The sequence below is a fragment of the Vibrio bathopelagicus genome (assembly GCF_014879975.1).
GTDB lineage: Bacteria > Pseudomonadota > Gammaproteobacteria > Enterobacterales > Vibrionaceae > Vibrio > Vibrio bathopelagicus.
In genome coordinates this window covers 46,380-64,349 of the sequence record NZ_CP062501.1, presented here as the reverse complement: position 1 = coordinate 64,349, position 17,970 = coordinate 46,380, and the positions used below count along the sequence as shown (strand labels likewise).

The window sequence follows — 17,970 nt, the reverse complement described above, 5'->3', positions numbered from 1 at the left end:
AGGGCACATCGTCAGGCATGTTGTTGAGTGGTTAGCTATCTAGATTTAATATTTATAAGGTCAAAATTATGAAAGCGTTACATTTTGGTGCAGGTAATATCGGTCGTGGCTTCATTGGTAAACTTCTTTCTGACGCTGGTATGAAGGTTACGTTTGCTGACGTAAATGAAACGGTTGTAAATGCGTTAATTGAACGCAAAGAATACCCAGTTAAGATTGTTGGTGAAGAGTGTGTTGTTGAAGTTGTTAAGAACGTGACAGCAGTAAACTCAGCGACAAGCGCCGTGGTAGATTGCATTGCTGAGTCTGATATTGTGACCACAGCGGTAGGCCCGACTGTTCTTAAAATTATCTCTAAGTCGATTGCTCAAGGCATTGAAAAGCGTGCTGCAGCAAACAATACCGCACCAATGAACATCATCGCGGCAGAGAACATGGTTCGCGGTACTAGCCAATTAAAAGCAGCAGTGTTAGAGCACCTTTCTGATGAAATGAAAGCCTTCATTGAAGAGCACATTGGCTTTGTTGATTCAGCGGTCGACCGTATTGTTCCACCGGCAGAAGCGGGCGAAACAGACCCTCTAGCTGTAACCGTTGAAACGTTCAGCGAGTGGATCGTAGATCAAACACAATTTAAGGGTGAGATTCCAAACATCCCAGGTATGGAATGCACTGACAACCTAATGGCTTTCGTTGAGCGTAAACTGTTTACGCTAAATACGGGTCACTTGGTAACCGCATACCTTGGTGTGCTTGCTGGTCACGAAACCATTAAAGACTCGATCGAAGATGACGTAATCCGAGCTGAAGTAACAGCAACGATGGAAGAAAGCGGTGCGGTTTTGATTAAGCGTTACGGTTTTGATCCAGAAGCTCACGCGGCTTACATCCAAAAGATTCTTGGTCGTTTTGCTAACCCGTTCCTACGTGATGAAGTAGACCGTGTTGGTCGTCAGCCAATTCGTAAACTGAGCCCGCAAGACCGCCTAGTTAAGCCTCTGAACGGTACATTAGAGTATGGCCTACCGAATGTTCACCTAGTAAAAGCAATTGCAGCAGCGTTCCATTATAAGAATGAAGACGACCCACAAGCGGTTGAACTTCAAGCAATGTTCGCAGAAAAAGGGTTTGCTGAGACATTAGCGCATTATTCTGAGCTGAATAGTGACTCAGAAGTTGTTAAACTAGCGGAAGAAGCTTATCTAGCATTAAAATGATAAACCATCAAAGTGCCACACCAGTGGCACTTTCTTATTGTCGAGCCGTTATGCCAATACAAACTAGCCACGAAACTGAATTACTCGAAGCCCTATCTGAAGCTGAGAGCGCTAGCGCCTGTCTAATGGCGGCTTATGATGCATTGGATGACACGGTAGATGCCGTATTAAAAAACATTTTCAAGAAAGACGACACGGCAATTAAATTTGTTGTTGAACCACTTCTCAACAGTGGCGGGCCGTTAGGCGAGATTATGATCCGCGCTAAGCTGCTATTAGGGCTTGGTGTGATCAGTAAAGAGCTCTACGATGATTTAGAGATTTTCGTTACCTTGAAAGAGTGGGCGAAAATACAGGGTGAAGACACCAGCTTCACAGAAGTCGACGTTATATTTGAGCTCAACAAGGTGAAGGCGATTCAACGCATAATGCCAATCGAATATGACTCGGAGATGGTGGAGACCATGTCTGGTCCAATGCTTGAAATGTTCTTGGGGCGACATAATCAAAAAGTGAAGTCGACGATCGTTTTGGCTATCACTGACATTATCACTACCTTGTGCCGAGATAACGCGCTGAGTTCTTAGTTTTCCATTCTTCGTTCACTATGTCGAGCCTTCACATACGTATCTTGCATTTGCTCGTTTGTTTCATTCCAAAACTTAAATTGATGGCGGTTTCTCTAGCTTGAGAAATCGCTTTTTTGTATTCACTCCAGCCCTCCTATTTCTTCCGAGCTAAGCATGACATGAATTGACGATTCTTATGTCGATTGCTATCTGCACCTTTTGTTTTAATCGTTGGGTAGTTTTGTACCTTGACCGCGAATTTCAGGTACAAAAAAAGCCACATTATGTGGCTTTTTGTTTCAACAAAACCTGAGATTATAGGTCTTGGATGTTCTCTGCTTCTAGCTCTTGGAAGTAGCGTAGAGTCTTAACTTTTAGCTCTTGTTGAGCTGGCTCATCAGCAACGATGATAGCTTTACGGTGCATCTGTAGAGCAGTAACAGTCCACATATGGTTTACAGAACCTTCGATAGCCATTTGAAGCGCTTGAGCTTTGTTGTGGCCTAGAGAAAGGATCATTACTTCTTCAGAATCTAGAAGAGTAGCAACACCGATAGTTAGTGCGTATTTAGGAACTTGGTTGATGTCGCCATCGAAGAAACGAGAGTTCGCGATACGAGTGTCTTCAGTCAACGTTTTGATACGAGTGCGTGAAGATAGAGAAGAACCTGGCTCATTGAATGCGATGTGACCGTCGATGCCTACGCCGCCCATGAACAGGTTGATTTTGCCGTATGAACGGATTTTCTCTTCGTATGCTGCACAGTGAGCATCGATGTCTTCAGCTTTGCCGTCTAGCAGGTTGATGTTTTCTGCTTGAATATCAACGTGGTTGAAGAAGTTCTCGTGCATGAATGTGCGGTAAGACTCTGGGTGGTTCGGGTCGATACCAACGTACTCATCCATGTTGAATGTTACAACGTGCTTGAAGCTTACTTCGCCCGCTTTGTAAAGTTCAATTAGCTCAGCATAAGTAGTTAGAGGTGTGCTACCAGTAGGAAGACCTAGAACAAATGGACGCTCAGCAGTTGGAGCGAATTTTTTGATAGAATCTGCGATGTGACGAGCAGCCCATTTACCTACTTTTGCTTTGTTGCTTAAAGGAATAAGTCTCATTGATTTTGCCCCTAGAAATTAAATTTTATAGTGTTCTGAAACATTAATTCGCATTATAAAATAAGTTATCCACTTCCGCTATTGTTTTAGGTCAAGTTTTTACTTTTTTAATGATATCTGTGACTAGAACTCTCAAGATTGCACATTTTTTGTATGGATATTTGGTGTCGTTAAACAAGATTAATACGTTTGTCATATACCCTAAGGTCAATCTAATACAGTCGCTGAAAACATCAATCCAACCCGCAAGATGACGTTAGCTTATACGTGTCGAGAACAGGAGTTATAACGAGATGTTTATCGAAAGGGCGTTATGCTTAGGTGGTTCTGGTTCGACTATGTCTTTAGAGTTAGATAAATATAGCTGAAGGGAAAGACGATTGAAGTGGCTTAAGCTTTTTAATGATAGGTGAAACGGTGTCAGCGAGTCGATGCAGAGCAAGGCAGTCGCGTTTTAGAGATGACCGTATATTCTATCGTTATGAATTTTATATATATATTGGTAAATAAGTGTACTTTAGCTAGACTTATAACTGGCGAAGTAAAGTATGTTTGAAGCAAAAAAAAGCCCAAAGCGATGATGTATCACTTTGAGCGATTTTACTAATCTTCTAACACTAACTCACTTTCGTATTCTTCCCTTGGCACTTCACCGCGTTTGCAGCCGTTTAGGGTATGAAAGCGACGGCGTCCACGAGCTAGTTGAATGTACTTCAACCAAACACGGTCTAACTTGGACTTTGCCTTATGAGGATGAGACAACACTTTGATGAAGTGTCTTTCTTCTGCATTGATTGGTGTTAGTTCACCAGTCTCAAGTGCAAGCATAGTGTCACCAAACAAGGTTAGGATTTCCTCTTCTGACAGAGTAAAATCACCTGACTTAGCGAACCCTCGTGGGAATTTAATGGTGTCATAAAAACGTTTTTTTCCGTGTCGGAATTCGGTCTCAGACATATCAGCCTCAGTAATGTGGTTAGATAGAAATTAGTGTTTATTGCTCACGCGAAAATATTGTTAAAAGGCTAAAATAGGAAACAAAACGTTTTTGCCTTTACGATAAACAATCCTAGATCGGCTAGTTAGCAGATTTATTACAGAGATGTATTTGATGGATGTGAAAGTATTTAGAACCTTTCTTGAGGTTGCAAGGGTGCGCCATTTTGGGCGTGCAGCTGAAAACTTGTATTTAACGCAAGCGGCGGTGAGTGCGCGGATCAAACAGCTTGAAGGCTATTTTGATACTCAGCTCTTCATTCGTGACCGTAATAACATCAAGCTCACCTCTTCCGGTGAACGTTTGATTGGTTATGCGGAAGTGATGGTGTCTACCTTACAACAGGCTAAATTTGAGCTGTCGTTAGAGAGTGGCAAAGCCTTGCAGTTAACATTGGGTGGCACACCGAATATTTGGGATGCGTATTTGCAAAACTGTTTAAGCGTAGTGACCGATTCTTTCGGCGGCTACGGCTTCATGGCTGAGGTGATGGGGCGCGAGCAACTTAACCGTAATTTGCTAGAACGAACCTTAGATATGGCTTTCGCTTTTGATCAGATCAAAGCGGAAGAGTTGAACTGTAAAAAAGTCGCTGACTTGGTTTTGGTGTTGGTATCAACGCAACAAGATGATCTGGAATCTGTATTCCAACATAAATATGTTTATGTCGACTGGGGAACGCGTTTTGGTTCTGAACATGCAGAGCGTCACCCAAAAGTGCCTGCGCCGTATCTACGCACCTCAACAGCTCGTATTGCTTTAGACTTTATCTTAGAGAAAGGGGGCAGTGCCTATTTACCTGTTTCTATGGTTGAGCCTTTTATCGACTCTGGTCAGCTGCATAAGGTGAAAGGGGTTGAAGATTGGTATCGTCCTATCTACCTAAGCTATCGTAAAAGCAGCACATCTGTTGACGCTATCATGCAGGTTGAGACGTTGGTTAACGAGATTGACCCATCGACGGCTTACACGTTGCAACAAGCCGCTGAGCAAGGCCCTGAGTAGCGGTATTCGTTGTCAGTATGTTGATGAAATAAAAAGTTGATTCGATAAAAATGGCTCCCAAGGGAGCCATTTTTGTTTTTAAACCAGTTTAAGCCTGGTATCCGTAAGCTATTTCAAGGCGCTTAGTTTTTGAGGAGCTAAGTTTTCAAAAGCGCCAAATTTTCAAAAGCACTAAATTTCAGAGCTCCATGTTTTCAGAGCGTTATGTTTTGAAAGAGCTATAGGTTCATTAAGTTCTCAATGGACTCTTCAAGAGAGTGAGATAGATATGAATGGATCTGATGTCCATCGGTTGCGTCTATTTCAATCTTAGAAATCCCGTTGCTCGCTTTATCTTCAAGAAAGCTGAGAGACTGTTCGACTGATTGACTGGTGAGAACTTGTTGATTTGATAAAACAATACGACACGTGTGTAAAACCATAGCCTTTTTCCTTATTATTCAATAGGTCTCTGCATCTTGGCGTGCTAAGTACCTATCGTTGACGTTGTGAGAAGAATACCTTCTCTAGGTTAAATCTAGTCGAATTGAATAAAATTAAAACCTTTTTTGTGATTTATCTGACCTTCGCTTCCGAAAATGGCTAGCGACAATGGAAGTTCACGGTAAACTTTTAGTTATCAGAGTGAAGCTTATGAGCGAAGGGAAGAGCACAGCATGTCGAAAAATATTCATCACAACAGCTCATTAACGAGTGAACAGTGCCATTTAGCTCGTTATGCGCGAGATGCTCGTTTTGATGGGATGTTTTTTACTGCGGTGAAAACTACGGGCATTTTTTGTCGACCTATTTGCCCGGCAAGCCCGCCCAAAGAAGAAAATGTCGAATACTTTTCTCATCAAGCTCAGGCTTTGAAAGCGGGATACCGTCCTTGCTTACGTTGTCGCCCAGACAGCGCGCCTTTCTCTCCAGCATGGAAAGGGGTTGAAACCACCTTTCTGCGAGCTATGCATTTAATCGATAATGGCGCACTGAATTCAGGATCGATTGTCGATCTTGCTACTCGATTAGGTATTTCAGATCGTTATCTACGAACCCTATTCGACAATTACATCGGGGTGTCACCTAAGCAATATAGCCTTTATAGCCAATTGATGTTTGCCAAGCAGTTACTCCACACCAGCAGCATGAGCATTACAGATGTGGGCTTTGCGAGTGGCTTTAATAGCACGCGCCGCTTCAATGATGCTTTCCTAAAAGAATTGCAGCTGTCGCCAAGCCAAATCCGAAGAGCCAAGCCAAATAAAAACCTAAGTAATCATATCCAGTTAAGTTTTCACGGCCCGCTGGACTGGAGTCATTTGTTGGGTTTCTATCGCCGACGAATGATTGAAGGCTTAGAAGAGGTGGGTGAAGACTATTACCAGCGGACGGTGAACGTGAATGGTTCAAAGGGCTGGTTCAAGGCGACTTTAGCCAAAGAGAACTGCCTAGATATTGAGTTTGAGTTGGATGATATGAGCCAATTAAGAAGCTTGATCGCCAATATTCGACGCATGTTCGACCTCGATGTCGACATCAGCAAGGTTGAAGCTTTCTTTACTACTATCGACCCTAATTTAGTCGCTAAGAGTGGCATCCGCATTCCAGGTGTATGGAGTGCTTGGGAAGCTGGAGTCAGAGCGGTTCTGGGCCAACAAGTCTCGGTAACGGCGGCGATTGGCCAGCTTAATTTGTTGGTGCGTGAGCTTTCTGGTTCACATCAGGCTTCTGCTTTACATCACTCTTCTGATTTACAAGAGCCGGCTAATTCACAAGAGTGCTCTGACTTACAACAAATTGCTGATGCATTTGAGAAAGCGTATTTCCCAACACCAAAACAAATAGCCGATGCAGATGTGAGCTTTTTAAGAATGCCGGGAAGCCGTAAGGAAACCTTAAAGCGTTTTGCTGAATACATGGTCGACAACGAATCAGAGCATCCTTCTAAATGGATTGACCTAAAAGGTATTGGACCTTGGACGATTCAATATGCGCTGCTTCGTGGGTTAAGCGAACCAAACCACTTACTGGTTGGTGATTTGGTGGTGAAGAAGTTCATTGAGCATCGCCCTGCTATTAATGCAGAGAGCGTTTCACCTTGGGGAAGCTACGCTACGTTCCATTGTTGGAATCAATCTTAATCGGAATACTAAGCTAGGAGATATCATGGCTAACCGCTTTACTTATTATGAGAGCCCATTGGGCACCGTGACTTTACAGGCGAACGATGAAGGGTTGTTAGGTCTCTGGTTTGAAATATACACCACCAAGCCTGAAGAGTTAGGTGTTCGAGATGATGGCTTTCCGATCTTTGAATTGGTCGCCGACCAGCTCAATCGCTATTTTGCTGGTGAGGTTATCCAGTTTTCTGTGCCGATCGCCGCAAAGGGCACGCCATTTCAGCAATCGGTTTGGCAAGCGCTCATGACTATTCCTTATGGGGAAACATGGAGCTATGCACAACTGGCTGATGCGATTGGTAACCCAAAGGCAGTTCGTGCCGTTGGTTTAGCCAATGGTAAAAATCCGGTATCAGTGATTGTGCCGTGCCATCGAGTTATTGGTAAAAATGGCAAACTGACAGGGTATGCGGGCGGCGTAGAACGTAAACAACGCTTGTTGGTTATTGAGGGAAGAGAGGAAGATTAAAGAGTCTTTGGTCTGAATACTTGTTGAAGAATGCGTGTCAATTATTGGTGAACGTTAAGGGGTCTCAAAGTGTGACTTTGCAATAAAATTGCCGCTTTCTGGAAAATACTTATTTGGTTGCATATCCTTTAACCATGCTCTCTAGGCAAGGATGCCCAAATGAATAGCCATCATTCTCTGATAATCGGTTGCAGTAGCGCACTATTGTTGACGGGTTGCTTAACCGATACCACTCGTCCCTTCGAAGTCCCTCGGCTTGTTTTATTTAGTGGCATGTACGAGAACGCAGACAATGAAAGTTATCTCGAATTTGAATCGGGACAAGTCATTTATCAATCGGTAAACAGCAGTGTTACTCGCAGTTATCATGTCGAAGATGACCTGATCAACATTGAGCTTAATTCAGGCAACAGTCGCAAGGGGCCAGGATTGGTAATGCGAATCCATCAAGAAGGTGCGATGCTAACGTGTAATCAGTGTCCAGCCATGCAGTTAAGCAATATCTGGACACGAGTTGAGAAGCCGCTGGATGATTCGGCCTTTTAAATACTCCCCCTTAAACAGACTCTTATTAAAAAAGATCTCCGTTCAACCAAAGGTGCGCCGCAATACTCACAACGTAACCAATCATGATCACTGGCATCCATTTCAGGTGACCAAAGAAGGTGTATTTGCCGTGTGCCGCCCCCATTAATGCCACTCCTGCTGCGCTACCTATCGACAGTAAGCTACCGCCTACACCTGCCGTTAAGGTAATCAACAACCAGTTACCTATCGACATTTGAGGCTCCATTGATAACACCGCAAACATAACCGGAATGTTATCGACAATCGCAGACAAGATCCCCACCATGATGTTGGCCCAAATTGGGTCCCATTGGCTGTACATCACCCCAGAAGCAAGTTCCAAATACCCAAGCAGACTTAAACCACCTACACACATTACAACACCGTAGAAGAACAATAATGTGTCCCACTCGGCATGTGACACTCTTCGAAATACATCAAATGGCACCACTGAGCCTAATCGCTTAAGTGCGCCTTCGTCGTTGTTGGCAATCGCCACCGCTTTTTTCTTAGCGAGTGAGTTGGGTAAGGTCTTACGCAAGTAGTATCCAAAGAACTGCAGATAGGCGAGCCCCATCATCATGCCCATCACGGGAGGGAAGTGAATCACGGCGTGGAAAGCGACAGCTGTGGCAATCGTCATGATGAACAAGAATACGATCCTTCTCGCTCCACGTTTTAGCTCGATATGTTGGTGAACCGTATCGGGTTGAGTTGTCGGAACAAAGTAAGACATGATCAGGGCTGGAACAACGTAGTTCATGACTGAAGGAATAAATAGGGGAAGAAACTCGCTAAAACTGACGTAGCCTGCCTGCCATACCATCAGCGTTGTGATGTCCCCGAATGGACTGAATGCGCCGCCAGCATTGGCCGCAATCACGATATTCACACAAGCAAGGTTTACGAATTTTGGATTTGAGCCTGCCACCTTGAGGACCACAGCACACATTAATAAAGCGGTGGTGAGGTTGTCAGCAATCGGCGAGATAAAGAAAGCCAGAATACCGGTTAACCAGAATAGAGATCGAAAGTTAAAGCCTTTACCCACCATCCACGCCTGAAGCGCATCAAACAGTCTTCTTTCTTCCATGGCGCTGATGTACGTCATCGCGACCAATAGGAAAAGCAGTAATTCGGCGTATTCGAGTAGGTTGTGTTCGAGTGCTTGTTTCGCTACCTCAGTGAGGTTGTACTCTTGGTAGGTGAAGCCAATGATGATCCAGATGAGACCAGCAGCAAGTAAAACCGGCTTGGATTTTCGGAGCTTCAGGTATTCTTCCATCATCACGACTATGTAGGCGACAACGAAAATGGTTAGGGATAGATATCCAACAAATGAATTGGTGAGCTTGAGAGGTTCTCCCAACTGAGCAGTAGCAGCGCCCGCCACAGTAGAAAAAAACAAAAAAGAGAGAACAACTGAAAGTTGGATACCTAGCATGGATTACGCTCCGAAGTTAATAAGTCATTAACACGGATAAAAGCGTAGACCTAAATAACCATATGGAGCGTGATAGATATCTTAATAATTCAATAGATTATATTGAAAACAAGAAACTATGATGGAAAGCTTAGATCATAGTGAAATGCGTAGATTATAGTGACAAGCGTAAATCATGGCGAAAGCCGTAAACCACAGTCAAAACCGTTGATCATTGGAAAATAGAGATTAGGTGAAAAAGCCCTATCGAAAGCTATGTCGATAGAGCCTCTTCTAAATCGACAACACTATGCTGCATTTTGAGCAAATGTCATTGTTTGCTCTACAGCACATACCTCAACAGGCCAGCCGTAGGATTGATATTCCATCGCAAGTTGGTCCGCAACTGCGCGAGAAACCGTTGCTGTGATCCACATACCTTTACCCATTACTTGATACTTAAGTGTTCTCATTTCCATATTAACCACTGCTCTCCTTCAATATTGGCAGCGCGAAGTCTATAGCACCTCTATTTGCTGGAATTTCGAATTAAGCTCAATTCCTTTATAAAATGGCTCATCGTTTCCGCTCGGCTCAAAACCTAATCAACGAGAAGCAAACGGTTGCATTTTGGAAGCGAAATCACCTTTTAAGTGTTTGTATTACAATAGAATTAAAATTAGGCGCATAAATCACTGTGTGAGATCTCTTACGTTATTATCAGAGATCGGCTTGCATGAGCAATTCTCTCCTGAAGCTTGATTTGTGTGGCGATTCTGTATGTTTTCGGTTGCGCTGTTGAAGTGAATTTGGATCAGTTTTGTATGTGAAATATGCGGATTTTGTCAGTGGATATTTCTATATCTCAACCAAAGTCACAGTTTTATATGTTGTTGATGTTCTTCTATTTAAACTTATACGCTATTTGATTTTGGTCAGTAACATTTTGCTCATTAGTTTGCACTATCTATACGTGTTCTGTTCCACATAAACGAGATGTATAGAGGTCCTTATGACTAATCCAACCCAAACCGATCGTAAAGTCACGATCGGTAGCTATATCGCACTCGCGTTCGCGATTGTGTTCTTTTCAGGCTTAATGCAGTCCAACGAATGGTATGGCGTATTTGATTTTACGACGCTCAATGGTTCGTTCGGTCAAGTCGCTTACGATGTCAGTGAGACGGCCGATGGTGTTCAAGCTGCAACCACTTCGTTACGTGGTAAAGGTGGTAGTGGTGCTCGTGACGGTTTTATTTTTGCTTTGACACTTATTCCGACCGTGATGTTTGCACTAGGCATGATCAACGTTCTTGAGCATTACGGTGCGCTGGACGCCGCTCGTAAACTTCTGACTCCTCTACTTCGTCCTTTGATGGGTATTCCGGGTAACTCAGGCTTGGCACTGATCGCTTCTCTGCAAAGTACCGATGCTGGCGCGGCGATGACAAGGCAGCTCAAAGATGAAGGGCATCTGACTAAGCGTGAAACCGATGTCTTCACTATGTTCCAGTTCACTGCGGGCGCGGCGATCGTGAACTTTTTCTCTTCGGGTGCAGTGTTGTTCACGCTGACTGCGATGGACGGTTCTCTTGCTGTGACTTCGTCTATTGGTTTAGCGGTTGCTGTAATGTTTGTTTTCAAATTTGTTGGTGCGAACCTATTCCGCATCTACCTCAATATTACTGAAGGCAAAGAAGACAAACCAAAAGCAGATAAAGAACAAAAACTGGAAGAGGAAGTAGCATAATGAGCGAAGTTAAAGCAAAGAAACCAATGGTTACTGATATTTTCGTTGAAGGTGCTAAGAAAGGCTGGGTCATTGCGACAACTTCTACAGTACCTAATGTTCTAATGGCGTTTGTCATCATCAAAGCATTGCAAATCACGGGTGCGCTTGACCTGATGGGCAGTGTGTTTGCACCTATCATGGCAGTATTTGGTTTACCGGGCGAAGCGGCAGCAGTATTGATTGGCGCGTGGATGTCTATGGGTGGTGCAGTTGGTGTAGTTATTACATTGTTTGACCAAGGTATCTTAAACGGAACTCATATCGCTATCTTGGCGCCTGCTATCTACTTGATGGGCTCTCAGGTGCAATACATGGGTCGTATCATGGGTCCAATCGGTACTGAAGGTCGTTACATCCCAGTGATGATCGCTATTTCGGTATTGAATGCCTTTGGTGCGATGTTCCTGATGAACATTATTTTGTAACGTTAATCGGCTTGATTTCAAACGTCACAAAAAAGGAAACCCCGTTTGGCTTTCACCAAACGGGGTCTATTCTTTTTGTAGCCATCCTGCTACTGACGTTGTTACTTATTCTTTTAAATAAGGTAACGTATGCTCCCTGCATCGTTCCTTGATTTGGCTAAATCCTTTAACCTATCCAATTCATCGCCTTCCTAGCGGTGTCCTTGCTAACTCATCATCCTGACAAGCGACTCTATCCTAGAGCATAACTTCCTTGCTGATAACTCATCCTAAGCCATCAAATCTTCATCCTGAAGATACCTAATCCGTTAGGCTTTTTCCTGTTCCTGCCAACTCCCTGTCGACATGTGTATTAAACACTTTGGAGGCTTTTCTCGCAATTGACCTTGGGAAATAAATATTCTCTTTCACTAAAATAAATATGCGTGGATTCATATAAAACAAGGGGTTGGGTTTGTATTTTAGGAATTTTCTGCGAAGCTTGATTGTGATCTCTTACGTTCGATGTGAGAGATCTCTTACAAATTTTCGGGCGCGAATATCCTTCTGTGTTGACCTCATCCGTTAATAGGCAGGTGAAACACACCCAACAAACTCCGACTAATAGGGAAATATGATGGTAACAGCACTTTACGCAGCCTTGCTGACGGTCGTAATGATTTGGTTGGCGATTGAAGTTATTAAGCAGAGGCGAATCAATCTTGTTGCTCATGCCGATGGTGGTGTTGAGTCGTTGCAGATAGCTCGAACGGCACAAAGTAACGCAATGGATTACATCCCAATCACGGTTATCTTGATGGGATTGTTAGAGATGAATGGTGCTAATGTTTGGCTTATTCATGTGCTTGGCGTGGCGTTTATTCTGGGGCGAGTGATTCATGCAAAAGGCATTTTAGCGAAGAACTTCAAAGGTCGAAAAGTCGGTATGGTATTAACGCTTATCTGCATGAGCTCTTTGATTGTCCTAAACTTAGCTTACCTACCTTTTGATCAAATGTTCTAGGGAGCATTATGGCATTGCGCCTTCCTCCTGCTTGGGCGATTGTCCTCGCAGGTCTAATACTGAACGTGATGGCGATTGTCATGTCGAGTTTGGTGTTAGACAAAATTGAAGCGGAGAAAGCAGAATACAACGATCGTAAATACGGCAATGTGTACTCAATACAGCTGGCCTGGAACACGATCGAAACCTTAGAGCGCAAGCGTGAAGCAATTCTGATTCATCTAGATAAATCATCAGCAGAAAGGGCTCAACCCTCTACTGCTTTAGATGAAGCGTTGCGAGGCCAGCTAAGGCGCTGGGTAGATGATGAAGTCCCCACCATCTCGTTGGCTAATTTATCTAAGCTTATGATGCTGATAAACAGTGCCCAAGAATCACAGCGAACTCGAATCGATAATTACTATTTGGATAACCTGACTTTGGTTGAGTTAATCCAAAGGCTCGACGAGAAAATGGCTTTCTATAAGAACATCGCATTGTTTCTTCAGGTATTTGGCTTGGCACTTATTTTAGCCCGAGACCTAGCCAGAAGACCCTAGCCAGAAGACCCTAACAAGAAAACCTTAGAAGTTGAGCTTTCTATTGCTGGTACCTGTAACGCTAGCGAGACTCGCTTGGCAGGTTAGGGTGCTGTTGGCCTTGGTACTTTGGTAGCTGTTCTTTCAATCCCTTAAACGTGCTCAGTGCGCTGCCAATCGATAACTTATTCATTAGCCAATTTGGCAGTATGCCTCCCGCGTTCGCATAAGCGGTGTAGGTGATGTAACTGTTGCCATTGGTGAGCGGTTGCAGCGTCCATAGCGCATCCACATCATAAATTCGAATGTACCCCGACTCTTTCGCCAAATAGTTAGACGCATCCTTAATCGACAAGGAAAACTGTCCATCTTCGATGCTGTATTTTGAGTAGGTCACCATATCTCGATCTCTGGCAGGCCATGGCGCCTTGAATTGGGTATAGACAATATTTTCCGACTCAGATATCTGCATCAAGACACGACTTTTCGACACATTATCTATCCAGTTTGGCACGTTTTCGCTGTCTTCCAATAGCAGCAAAAAACCAGAATAAGTAGTGGGTGTTTGCATTTGGGCTCGTATTTCTACCAAGCCTTCGCTATGAGGTCTCTTATCGATGATGATGCCATCTTCACTTTTCACAAACTGCCATGGGGTGGCGTAGGTGAGTGTTGAGAAAGCGCAGAGCCCGAGTACCAAAATCCTAGGTAATATCATTATTCTTCCATGAAAAGAAAAGCTTATCTTTTAGGAGTATAGAATAAAAATGGATTTGATTTGTACTGAGGGATTATTGCTTTTTCTCAAGTTTGAACGCCACATCGACGTTTATCGCGATGTTACCAATGGTTAGCGGTTTATCTATATTTTGGCCGGTCAAAATGAAAACGGAAGCGTTCGGTCGCTTCCGTTTTTGTTAGTGGGCAATGGATAAACGTTGAATGCTAGAACTTAGAACTTAGAACTTAGAGCTTATAGGCTTCGACTGTTTTTATAGTGGTCCAATTGCTGTTGGCGTCTTGGATGAATTCTTGCGTATTCTCCAGCCAACGCTTTTGAACTGACTTATCTAAGTTCAAGTACAGCTTCCCATCCTCTACTTTCCAAGCTAATGGGTCTGTTTCAAATTTCTTACCCATTGCAACACCAAAGGCACAATAGCCGCCATATTGGGGTGCATAAGCTTGTGGGTTGGTTCGGAATTCATCTCGGTTTTCACTGCTTACAAAGTTATAAATCGCATTCTTATAAGTCGCTGTGAATTCAGATGTGCCCTTAACTGGCCCTTCATTGGCAAAGTAAGCGACAGGGTCATAACCTTTAATGGCGAGGTCATTGCTGTCGACGCTCATATCAAGATCTGCTGCCATTAAAGAAAAGCTGGTTCCAAGTAGCGCGGCCAATAGCGTGATTTTTTGACTGGTCGATTTCATGTGTGACATATCAAGTTCCTTGTCAGTGTTAGTTATCTTGTTTGAAGTAATTTAGCCCACTCGTCCGGTCTATAAAGGGACAAAAGAACTAAAAAGTAAGCGAATCGTTCGGAGGATGCATGGATCTGCTGTCACAATTAATGGAACACTTCTCGATACGCACAGGCGTTTTCTATTCTGGGAACCTGTGTGGGGTATCGTCATTTAACGCGCAACAAGGCAAAGAAGGGCACCTTCATGTATTAAGTGCCGGTGAGTTGACCTTGTCTAGTGCTCATACGGAATACAGGCAGCTTTCACAGCCCTGTATTATTTATCTGCCGAATAGCACACCACATGCAATTGAAGGTGTTGGAGATGGCGCTGAAATCGTGTGTGCGAGTGTGGAATATCGAGCCGGGCAGATGAATCCTTTGTTGTCTGCACTTCCTGATGTGATAGTGATTCCGTTTGAGGACGCACCCAATTTAATGCCTGTAATAGAGGTGCTGTTTCGAGAGTCGGGGCAAGCATCTTCAGGACAACAATCGTCAGGGCAGCAATACTTAATGGATAAGTTGAGTGACGCGTTAATGGCTTTGATTTTCCGACATCTCATTGAACAACAGCAAATCGATCAAGGCGTATTTTCTGCACTGGCTCATCCGCGGCTTGCTCCGGTCGTTACTGCGATTCACCTAATGCCTGCTCGCCACTTTTCGATAGAGCAAATGGCTTCATTGGCCGCGATGTCTCGAACTCAGTTTATAGAAGCGTTCAAGCGTGAAGTAGGGGAAACCCCAGGTGATTATGTACAAAAATGGCGGGTGTCTGTGGCTCAGTCGTTGCTGCTACAGAATAAGCCCATCAATTGGGTGGCGGATGAAGTGGGCTACAACAGCTATTCTGGCTTCTCTCGAGCTTTTCAGCATGTTGCGGGAATGTCGCCGCGTCTATGGCTAAAGCAAAATGTGTCGTGAATCGCTGGGAAACCCTAGCTGAAACGTGGCTATTAGCATGAGGCTAGTCTATGTTTTAGCGGAAATTGAGCGTAGTTTGTTCATTTCTCGAATGACGGTGTAAAAAGGTGGACTTTATAAGCTCGTTGTAACATTCTGCCCGTCCTATTTTATCAGACATCAATGAGACGAAGTGCCTGCTGAACATTATTCAGCCTCCCGTATCTCATTAAAGCACTAAGGAGTTCAACTTGAACCTATTTGTAAGAGACCTTACCGTTATCGATTCTTCATACATCTGTGAACACAGAGGGGTCGTAGGAGATAGTTGGATTTTAGATGTCACCATGTCTGGTGAACTGAATGAGATGAGCATGGTGTTGGATTTTAGCAAGGTCAAAAAACAGATCAAACACCTTGTTGATCAACACGTTGACCACCGCTTACTGCTGCCAATGCAAAACGCTGCAATCGTGTATCAAGCAAGTAAAGCGGGTTACTCTAAGGTTGATGTATTGCGCGGTGACAAGAGCCTGCACCTGCACTGTCCTGATGAAGCATACTGTCTGATTGATGCAGAGGCGATCACTATCGAAAGTGTGACCGCGCATGTTTATCATATTCTTCGCGATCACCTACCAAGTAACGTCACAGGGTTAGAGATCACCCTTCGTCATGAAAACATTAATGGCGCGTTTTACCACTATACCCATGGCTTGAAAAAGCATGATGGCAACTGTCAGCGTATCGCTCATGGCCACCGTTCTCCAGTCGAAATTTTGGTTGATGGTCAGCGTGACGAACAACGTGAACAGGCGTTTGCTCAGCGCTGGGAAGACATTTACTTAGGTTCGAAAGAAGACCAAATTTCAGTTTCATCACTTAACCTGAGTGAACACGCGAAAAGCGTTAATGATGAAAGCCACTATGGTTTCCGCTACACGGCGCCTCAAGGCGAATTTGAGCTAGCGATTGCTAAGAGTGAAACAGAAATCTTGCCGACGGATACCACGGTAGAGCTACTGGCTGGCTATATTGCAGATGAAGTTGCCCCAAGCTTGGCAGACAACCAGTCATTACAGATTGTCGCTTATGAAGGGGTCGGTAAGGGCGCGATGGCGTTCCGATAACACCTCTCGAGTAACATAATCTCGGTTCCAATATGATGAAATAAAGGCAAGATAATCCGTTATCTTGCCTTTATTTTTTTGTGGCTGTTTAAAGTTGATCTAGTCCAGAAGATACTAGGGCTAGACAAATAGCACTAGCGAAGCAACCAGTGTCGCAGTGGCGTTTTTTCGATACCAGCAACCAACATAAAACTCAGGATAAAGGTGCCAAAGAAGACGGTGATATCTTTACCGAGTTCCGTGATACCCAATACTCCGCAAACATTGAACAGCACGATAATGATCAGCAAATGGCAAACGTAGATACCTAACATGCGATTCGAGATAGCACGAACCCACGCGTAATCACCGATGTTTGGATTAGCCAGAAGCCACATAAACACCCCCATTCCCCATAGCGCCGTACCAAGCAAGAAATCATTCATGTTGAACGCGATATCAAAGGTGGTTAGCCATGCTGCTTCGGCAAAGTGGATGAGCATGCCTAGCGCTAATAGCCCCAATGCCTTGGTTGATGACACTTTCCATTGATGCTGACGAATCAGGAAACCTAAGGTCACCATTAACGTGCTAGAGAACGGACCGTTACGAGTGAAGAACGGTGAGCTGAGGTCGGTTAAGCTCGCATAGCTGCCCGCCAACACACCATAGACGTAAAGCATAATAGCCGCTGGCAGTAGAAGCTTGTCGAGTTTCATCTCGACCATTAAGGCGATGATCAAAACCGCGCACACAAGGGCAGGAATAAACCACAAGTGAACCAGCCCACCCTCTAAGAAAGAGTTGAGCGGAGTGTTCATTAAAAAGCCCCAGTAACCTTGGCGTTCGCCTAGGTAACCCAATTCTTCCACCTTCGCGAGATTGAATGGCATGATTAGGCAGATGATGCTCCATACCAACCAAACTTTGAGTAGTGGTTTGGAGTAGTTGATGAAGGTTGTCCAAGGCGACGCTGTGAGCTTAGGTTGGATCAGATAGCCGGAAATAAGGAAGAACAGAGGAACAGCGAAGCGAGCAGCTTGGTTAAGCACATAACCAATCCATGGCACTTCATCTATTTGCCAATAAGTAAGTGCCATCTGGCCGTGTAAGCCAATGATCGCCAAGATAGCAATCACTCGACCTAACTCGATACTGGCGATGCGTTGTGAAGGCGTATGTTGAACGGAAGACATATCAGATCTCTAAGAAAAATTTCGTAAAAT

General features: G+C 44.1%; 20 protein-coding genes. 12 read left to right on the top strand and 8 right to left on the bottom strand.

Going from position 1 to position 17,970, the window contains the following annotated elements; all coding sequences use genetic code 11:
• Positions 1 to 68: 68 nt before the first annotated feature.
• Together IHV80_RS16750 and IHV80_RS16745 are read left to right on the top strand one after the other, a co-directional pair.
• Entirely contained in the window at positions 69 to 1,217 is a 1,149-nt protein-coding gene (locus IHV80_RS16750; RefSeq protein ID WP_192891508.1) for a mannitol-1-phosphate 5-dehydrogenase, read from the top strand.
• A gap of 50 nt (positions 1,218 to 1,267) precedes the next feature.
• Positions 1,268 to 1,804, top strand: coding sequence for an MltR family transcriptional regulator (locus tag IHV80_RS16745; protein WP_192891507.1), 537 nt, complete (start codon positions 1,268 to 1,270; stop codon positions 1,802 to 1,804).
• Between the two features lie 297 nt (positions 1,805 to 2,101).
• Here the strand turns inward: IHV80_RS16745 and nagB are convergent, their stop codons facing one another.
• Both nagB and IHV80_RS16735 read right to left on the bottom strand, forming a co-directional pair.
• The gene (gene nagB / locus IHV80_RS16740) at positions 2,102 to 2,902 is read right to left on the bottom strand and encodes a glucosamine-6-phosphate deaminase (RefSeq protein WP_017111336.1); all 801 of its coding nucleotides are present in this window, start codon (positions 2,900 to 2,902) and stop codon (positions 2,102 to 2,104) included.
• A 603-nt stretch (positions 2,903 to 3,505) separates the two neighbouring features.
• The gene (locus IHV80_RS16735; RefSeq protein WP_192891506.1) at positions 3,506 to 3,859 is read right to left on the bottom strand and encodes a DUF413 domain-containing protein; all 354 of its coding nucleotides are present in this window, start codon (positions 3,857 to 3,859) and stop codon (positions 3,506 to 3,508) included.
• Between the two features lie 154 nt (positions 3,860 to 4,013).
• Here IHV80_RS16735 and IHV80_RS16730 point away from each other — a divergent pair, with 154 nt between their 5' ends.
• On the top strand, positions 4,014 to 4,904 hold the full coding sequence (locus IHV80_RS16730; protein ID WP_192891505.1) for a LysR family transcriptional regulator: 891 nt from the start codon (positions 4,014 to 4,016) through the stop codon (positions 4,902 to 4,904).
• 218 nt (positions 4,905 to 5,122) lie between these two features.
• Here IHV80_RS16730 and IHV80_RS16725 read toward each other — a convergent pair whose 3' ends face one another.
• On the bottom strand, positions 5,123 to 5,326 hold the full coding sequence (locus IHV80_RS16725) for a hypothetical protein (protein WP_065111752.1): 204 nt from the start codon (positions 5,324 to 5,326) through the stop codon (positions 5,123 to 5,125).
• 234 nt (positions 5,327 to 5,560) lie between these two features.
• Between IHV80_RS16725 and IHV80_RS16720 the strand changes: the two genes are divergently transcribed.
• The 3 genes from IHV80_RS16720 to IHV80_RS16710 all read left to right on the top strand — a co-directional run bounded on the left by IHV80_RS16720 (position 5,561) and on the right by IHV80_RS16710 (position 8,081).
• On the top strand, positions 5,561 to 7,027 hold the full coding sequence (locus IHV80_RS16720; RefSeq protein WP_192891504.1) for an AlkA N-terminal domain-containing protein: 1,467 nt from the start codon (positions 5,561 to 5,563) through the stop codon (positions 7,025 to 7,027).
• Between the two features lie 25 nt (positions 7,028 to 7,052).
• Positions 7,053 to 7,535, top strand: a complete 483-nt coding sequence (locus IHV80_RS16715) for a methylated-DNA--[protein]-cysteine S-methyltransferase (RefSeq protein WP_192891503.1) — start codon at positions 7,053 to 7,055, stop codon at positions 7,533 to 7,535.
• A gap of 159 nt (positions 7,536 to 7,694) precedes the next feature.
• Complete coding sequence (locus IHV80_RS16710; protein WP_192891502.1) at positions 7,695 to 8,081, top strand: hypothetical protein; 387 nt, start codon at positions 7,695 to 7,697, stop codon at positions 8,079 to 8,081.
• Positions 8,082 to 8,106: 25 nt separating this feature from the next.
• On the opposite strand, the gene nhaD is transcribed toward IHV80_RS16710, so the two are convergent.
• Together nhaD and IHV80_RS16700 are read right to left on the bottom strand one after the other, a co-directional pair.
• Entirely contained in the window at positions 8,107 to 9,546 is a 1,440-nt protein-coding gene (nhaD, locus tag IHV80_RS16705) for a sodium:proton antiporter NhaD (RefSeq protein ID WP_192891501.1), read from the bottom strand.
• A 287-nt stretch (positions 9,547 to 9,833) separates the two neighbouring features.
• Positions 9,834 to 10,013 (bottom strand): hypothetical protein, encoded by a 180-nt coding sequence (locus IHV80_RS16700; protein WP_226088563.1) that lies wholly within the window; start codon positions 10,011 to 10,013, stop codon positions 9,834 to 9,836.
• 524 nt (positions 10,014 to 10,537) lie between these two features.
• On the opposite strand from IHV80_RS16700, the gene IHV80_RS16695 reads away from it, so the two are divergent.
• The 4 genes from IHV80_RS16695 to IHV80_RS16680 all read left to right on the top strand — a co-directional run bounded on the left by IHV80_RS16695 (position 10,538) and on the right by IHV80_RS16680 (position 13,284).
• Positions 10,538 to 11,275: a nucleoside recognition domain-containing protein gene (locus tag IHV80_RS16695; protein ID WP_192891499.1), complete on the top strand. Its 738-nt coding sequence runs from the start codon at positions 10,538 to 10,540 to the stop codon at positions 11,273 to 11,275.
• On the top strand, positions 11,275 to 11,742 hold the full coding sequence (locus IHV80_RS16690; RefSeq protein WP_004732741.1) for a YjiG family protein: 468 nt from the start codon (positions 11,275 to 11,277) through the stop codon (positions 11,740 to 11,742). Before IHV80_RS16695 ends, IHV80_RS16690 begins: the two co-directional genes overlap by 1 nt.
• A gap of 616 nt (positions 11,743 to 12,358) precedes the next feature.
• A complete protein-coding gene (locus tag IHV80_RS16685) occupies positions 12,359 to 12,745 on the top strand; it encodes an MAPEG family protein (protein ID WP_192892158.1) in 387 nt (128 codons plus the stop codon).
• A gap of 8 nt (positions 12,746 to 12,753) precedes the next feature.
• Positions 12,754 to 13,284 carry a DNA mismatch repair protein gene (locus IHV80_RS16680; RefSeq protein ID WP_192891498.1) on the top strand — a complete coding sequence of 177 codons (531 nt, stop codon included), beginning with the start codon at positions 12,754 to 12,756 and terminating at the stop codon, positions 13,282 to 13,284.
• 61 nt (positions 13,285 to 13,345) lie between these two features.
• On the opposite strand, the gene IHV80_RS16675 is transcribed toward IHV80_RS16680, so the two are convergent.
• The gene (locus tag IHV80_RS16675; protein ID WP_192891497.1) at positions 13,346 to 13,981 is read right to left on the bottom strand and encodes an START domain-containing protein; all 636 of its coding nucleotides are present in this window, start codon (positions 13,979 to 13,981) and stop codon (positions 13,346 to 13,348) included.
• Positions 13,982 to 14,229: 248 nt separating this feature from the next.
• Positions 14,230 to 14,706 carry a YHS domain-containing (seleno)protein gene (locus IHV80_RS16670; RefSeq protein ID WP_192891496.1) on the bottom strand — a complete coding sequence of 159 codons (477 nt, stop codon included), beginning with the start codon at positions 14,704 to 14,706 and terminating at the stop codon, positions 14,230 to 14,232.
• Between the two features lie 110 nt (positions 14,707 to 14,816).
• Between IHV80_RS16670 and IHV80_RS16665 the strand changes: the two genes are divergently transcribed.
• Positions 14,817 to 15,656 carry an AraC family transcriptional regulator gene (locus tag IHV80_RS16665; RefSeq protein WP_192891495.1) on the top strand — a complete coding sequence of 280 codons (840 nt, stop codon included), beginning with the start codon at positions 14,817 to 14,819 and terminating at the stop codon, positions 15,654 to 15,656.
• Positions 15,657 to 15,886: 230 nt separating this feature from the next.
• Entirely contained in the window at positions 15,887 to 16,765 is an 879-nt protein-coding gene (locus tag IHV80_RS16660; protein WP_192891494.1) for a 6-pyruvoyl trahydropterin synthase family protein, read from the top strand.
• 134 nt (positions 16,766 to 16,899) lie between these two features.
• On the opposite strand, the gene IHV80_RS16655 is transcribed toward IHV80_RS16660, so the two are convergent.
• On the bottom strand, positions 16,900 to 17,940 hold the full coding sequence (locus IHV80_RS16655; protein WP_192891493.1) for an acyltransferase: 1,041 nt from the start codon (positions 17,938 to 17,940) through the stop codon (positions 16,900 to 16,902).
• Positions 17,941 to 17,970 lie beyond the last annotated feature (30 nt).

Excerpts from the sequence above, each read along its gene's own strand:
- IHV80_RS16750 (WP_192891508.1), top strand. The coding sequence starts at position 69 with ATGAAAGCGTTACATTTTGGTGCAGGTAATATCGGTCGTGGCTTCATT.
- IHV80_RS16745 (WP_192891507.1), top strand. The coding sequence starts at position 1,268 with ATGCCAATACAAACTAGCCACGAAACTGAATTACTCGAAGCCCTATCT.
- nagB (WP_017111336.1), bottom strand. The coding sequence starts at position 2,902 with ATGAGACTTATTCCTTTAAGCAACAAAGCAAAAGTAGGTAAATGGGCT.
- IHV80_RS16735 (WP_192891506.1), bottom strand. The coding sequence starts at position 3,859 with ATGTCTGAGACCGAATTCCGACACGGAAAAAAACGTTTTTATGACACC.
- IHV80_RS16730 (WP_192891505.1), top strand. The coding sequence starts at position 4,014 with ATGGATGTGAAAGTATTTAGAACCTTTCTTGAGGTTGCAAGGGTGCGC.
- IHV80_RS16725 (WP_065111752.1), bottom strand. The coding sequence starts at position 5,326 with ATGGTTTTACACACGTGTCGTATTGTTTTATCAAATCAACAAGTTCTC.
- IHV80_RS16720 (WP_192891504.1), top strand. The coding sequence starts at position 5,561 with ATGTCGAAAAATATTCATCACAACAGCTCATTAACGAGTGAACAGTGC.
- IHV80_RS16715 (WP_192891503.1), top strand. The coding sequence starts at position 7,053 with ATGGCTAACCGCTTTACTTATTATGAGAGCCCATTGGGCACCGTGACT.
- IHV80_RS16710 (WP_192891502.1), top strand. The coding sequence starts at position 7,695 with ATGAATAGCCATCATTCTCTGATAATCGGTTGCAGTAGCGCACTATTG.
- nhaD (WP_192891501.1), bottom strand. The coding sequence starts at position 9,546 with ATGCTAGGTATCCAACTTTCAGTTGTTCTCTCTTTTTTGTTTTTTTCT.
- IHV80_RS16695 (WP_192891499.1), top strand. The coding sequence starts at position 10,538 with ATGACTAATCCAACCCAAACCGATCGTAAAGTCACGATCGGTAGCTAT.
- IHV80_RS16690 (WP_004732741.1), top strand. The coding sequence starts at position 11,275 with ATGAGCGAAGTTAAAGCAAAGAAACCAATGGTTACTGATATTTTCGTT.
- IHV80_RS16685 (WP_192892158.1), top strand. The coding sequence starts at position 12,359 with ATGGTAACAGCACTTTACGCAGCCTTGCTGACGGTCGTAATGATTTGG.
- IHV80_RS16680 (WP_192891498.1), top strand. The coding sequence starts at position 12,754 with ATGGCATTGCGCCTTCCTCCTGCTTGGGCGATTGTCCTCGCAGGTCTA.
- IHV80_RS16675 (WP_192891497.1), bottom strand. The coding sequence starts at position 13,981 with ATGATATTACCTAGGATTTTGGTACTCGGGCTCTGCGCTTTCTCAACA.
- IHV80_RS16670 (WP_192891496.1), bottom strand. The coding sequence starts at position 14,706 with ATGTCACACATGAAATCGACCAGTCAAAAAATCACGCTATTGGCCGCG.
- IHV80_RS16665 (WP_192891495.1), top strand. The coding sequence starts at position 14,817 with ATGGATCTGCTGTCACAATTAATGGAACACTTCTCGATACGCACAGGC.
- IHV80_RS16655 (WP_192891493.1), bottom strand. The coding sequence starts at position 17,940 with ATGTCTTCCGTTCAACATACGCCTTCACAACGCATCGCCAGTATCGAG.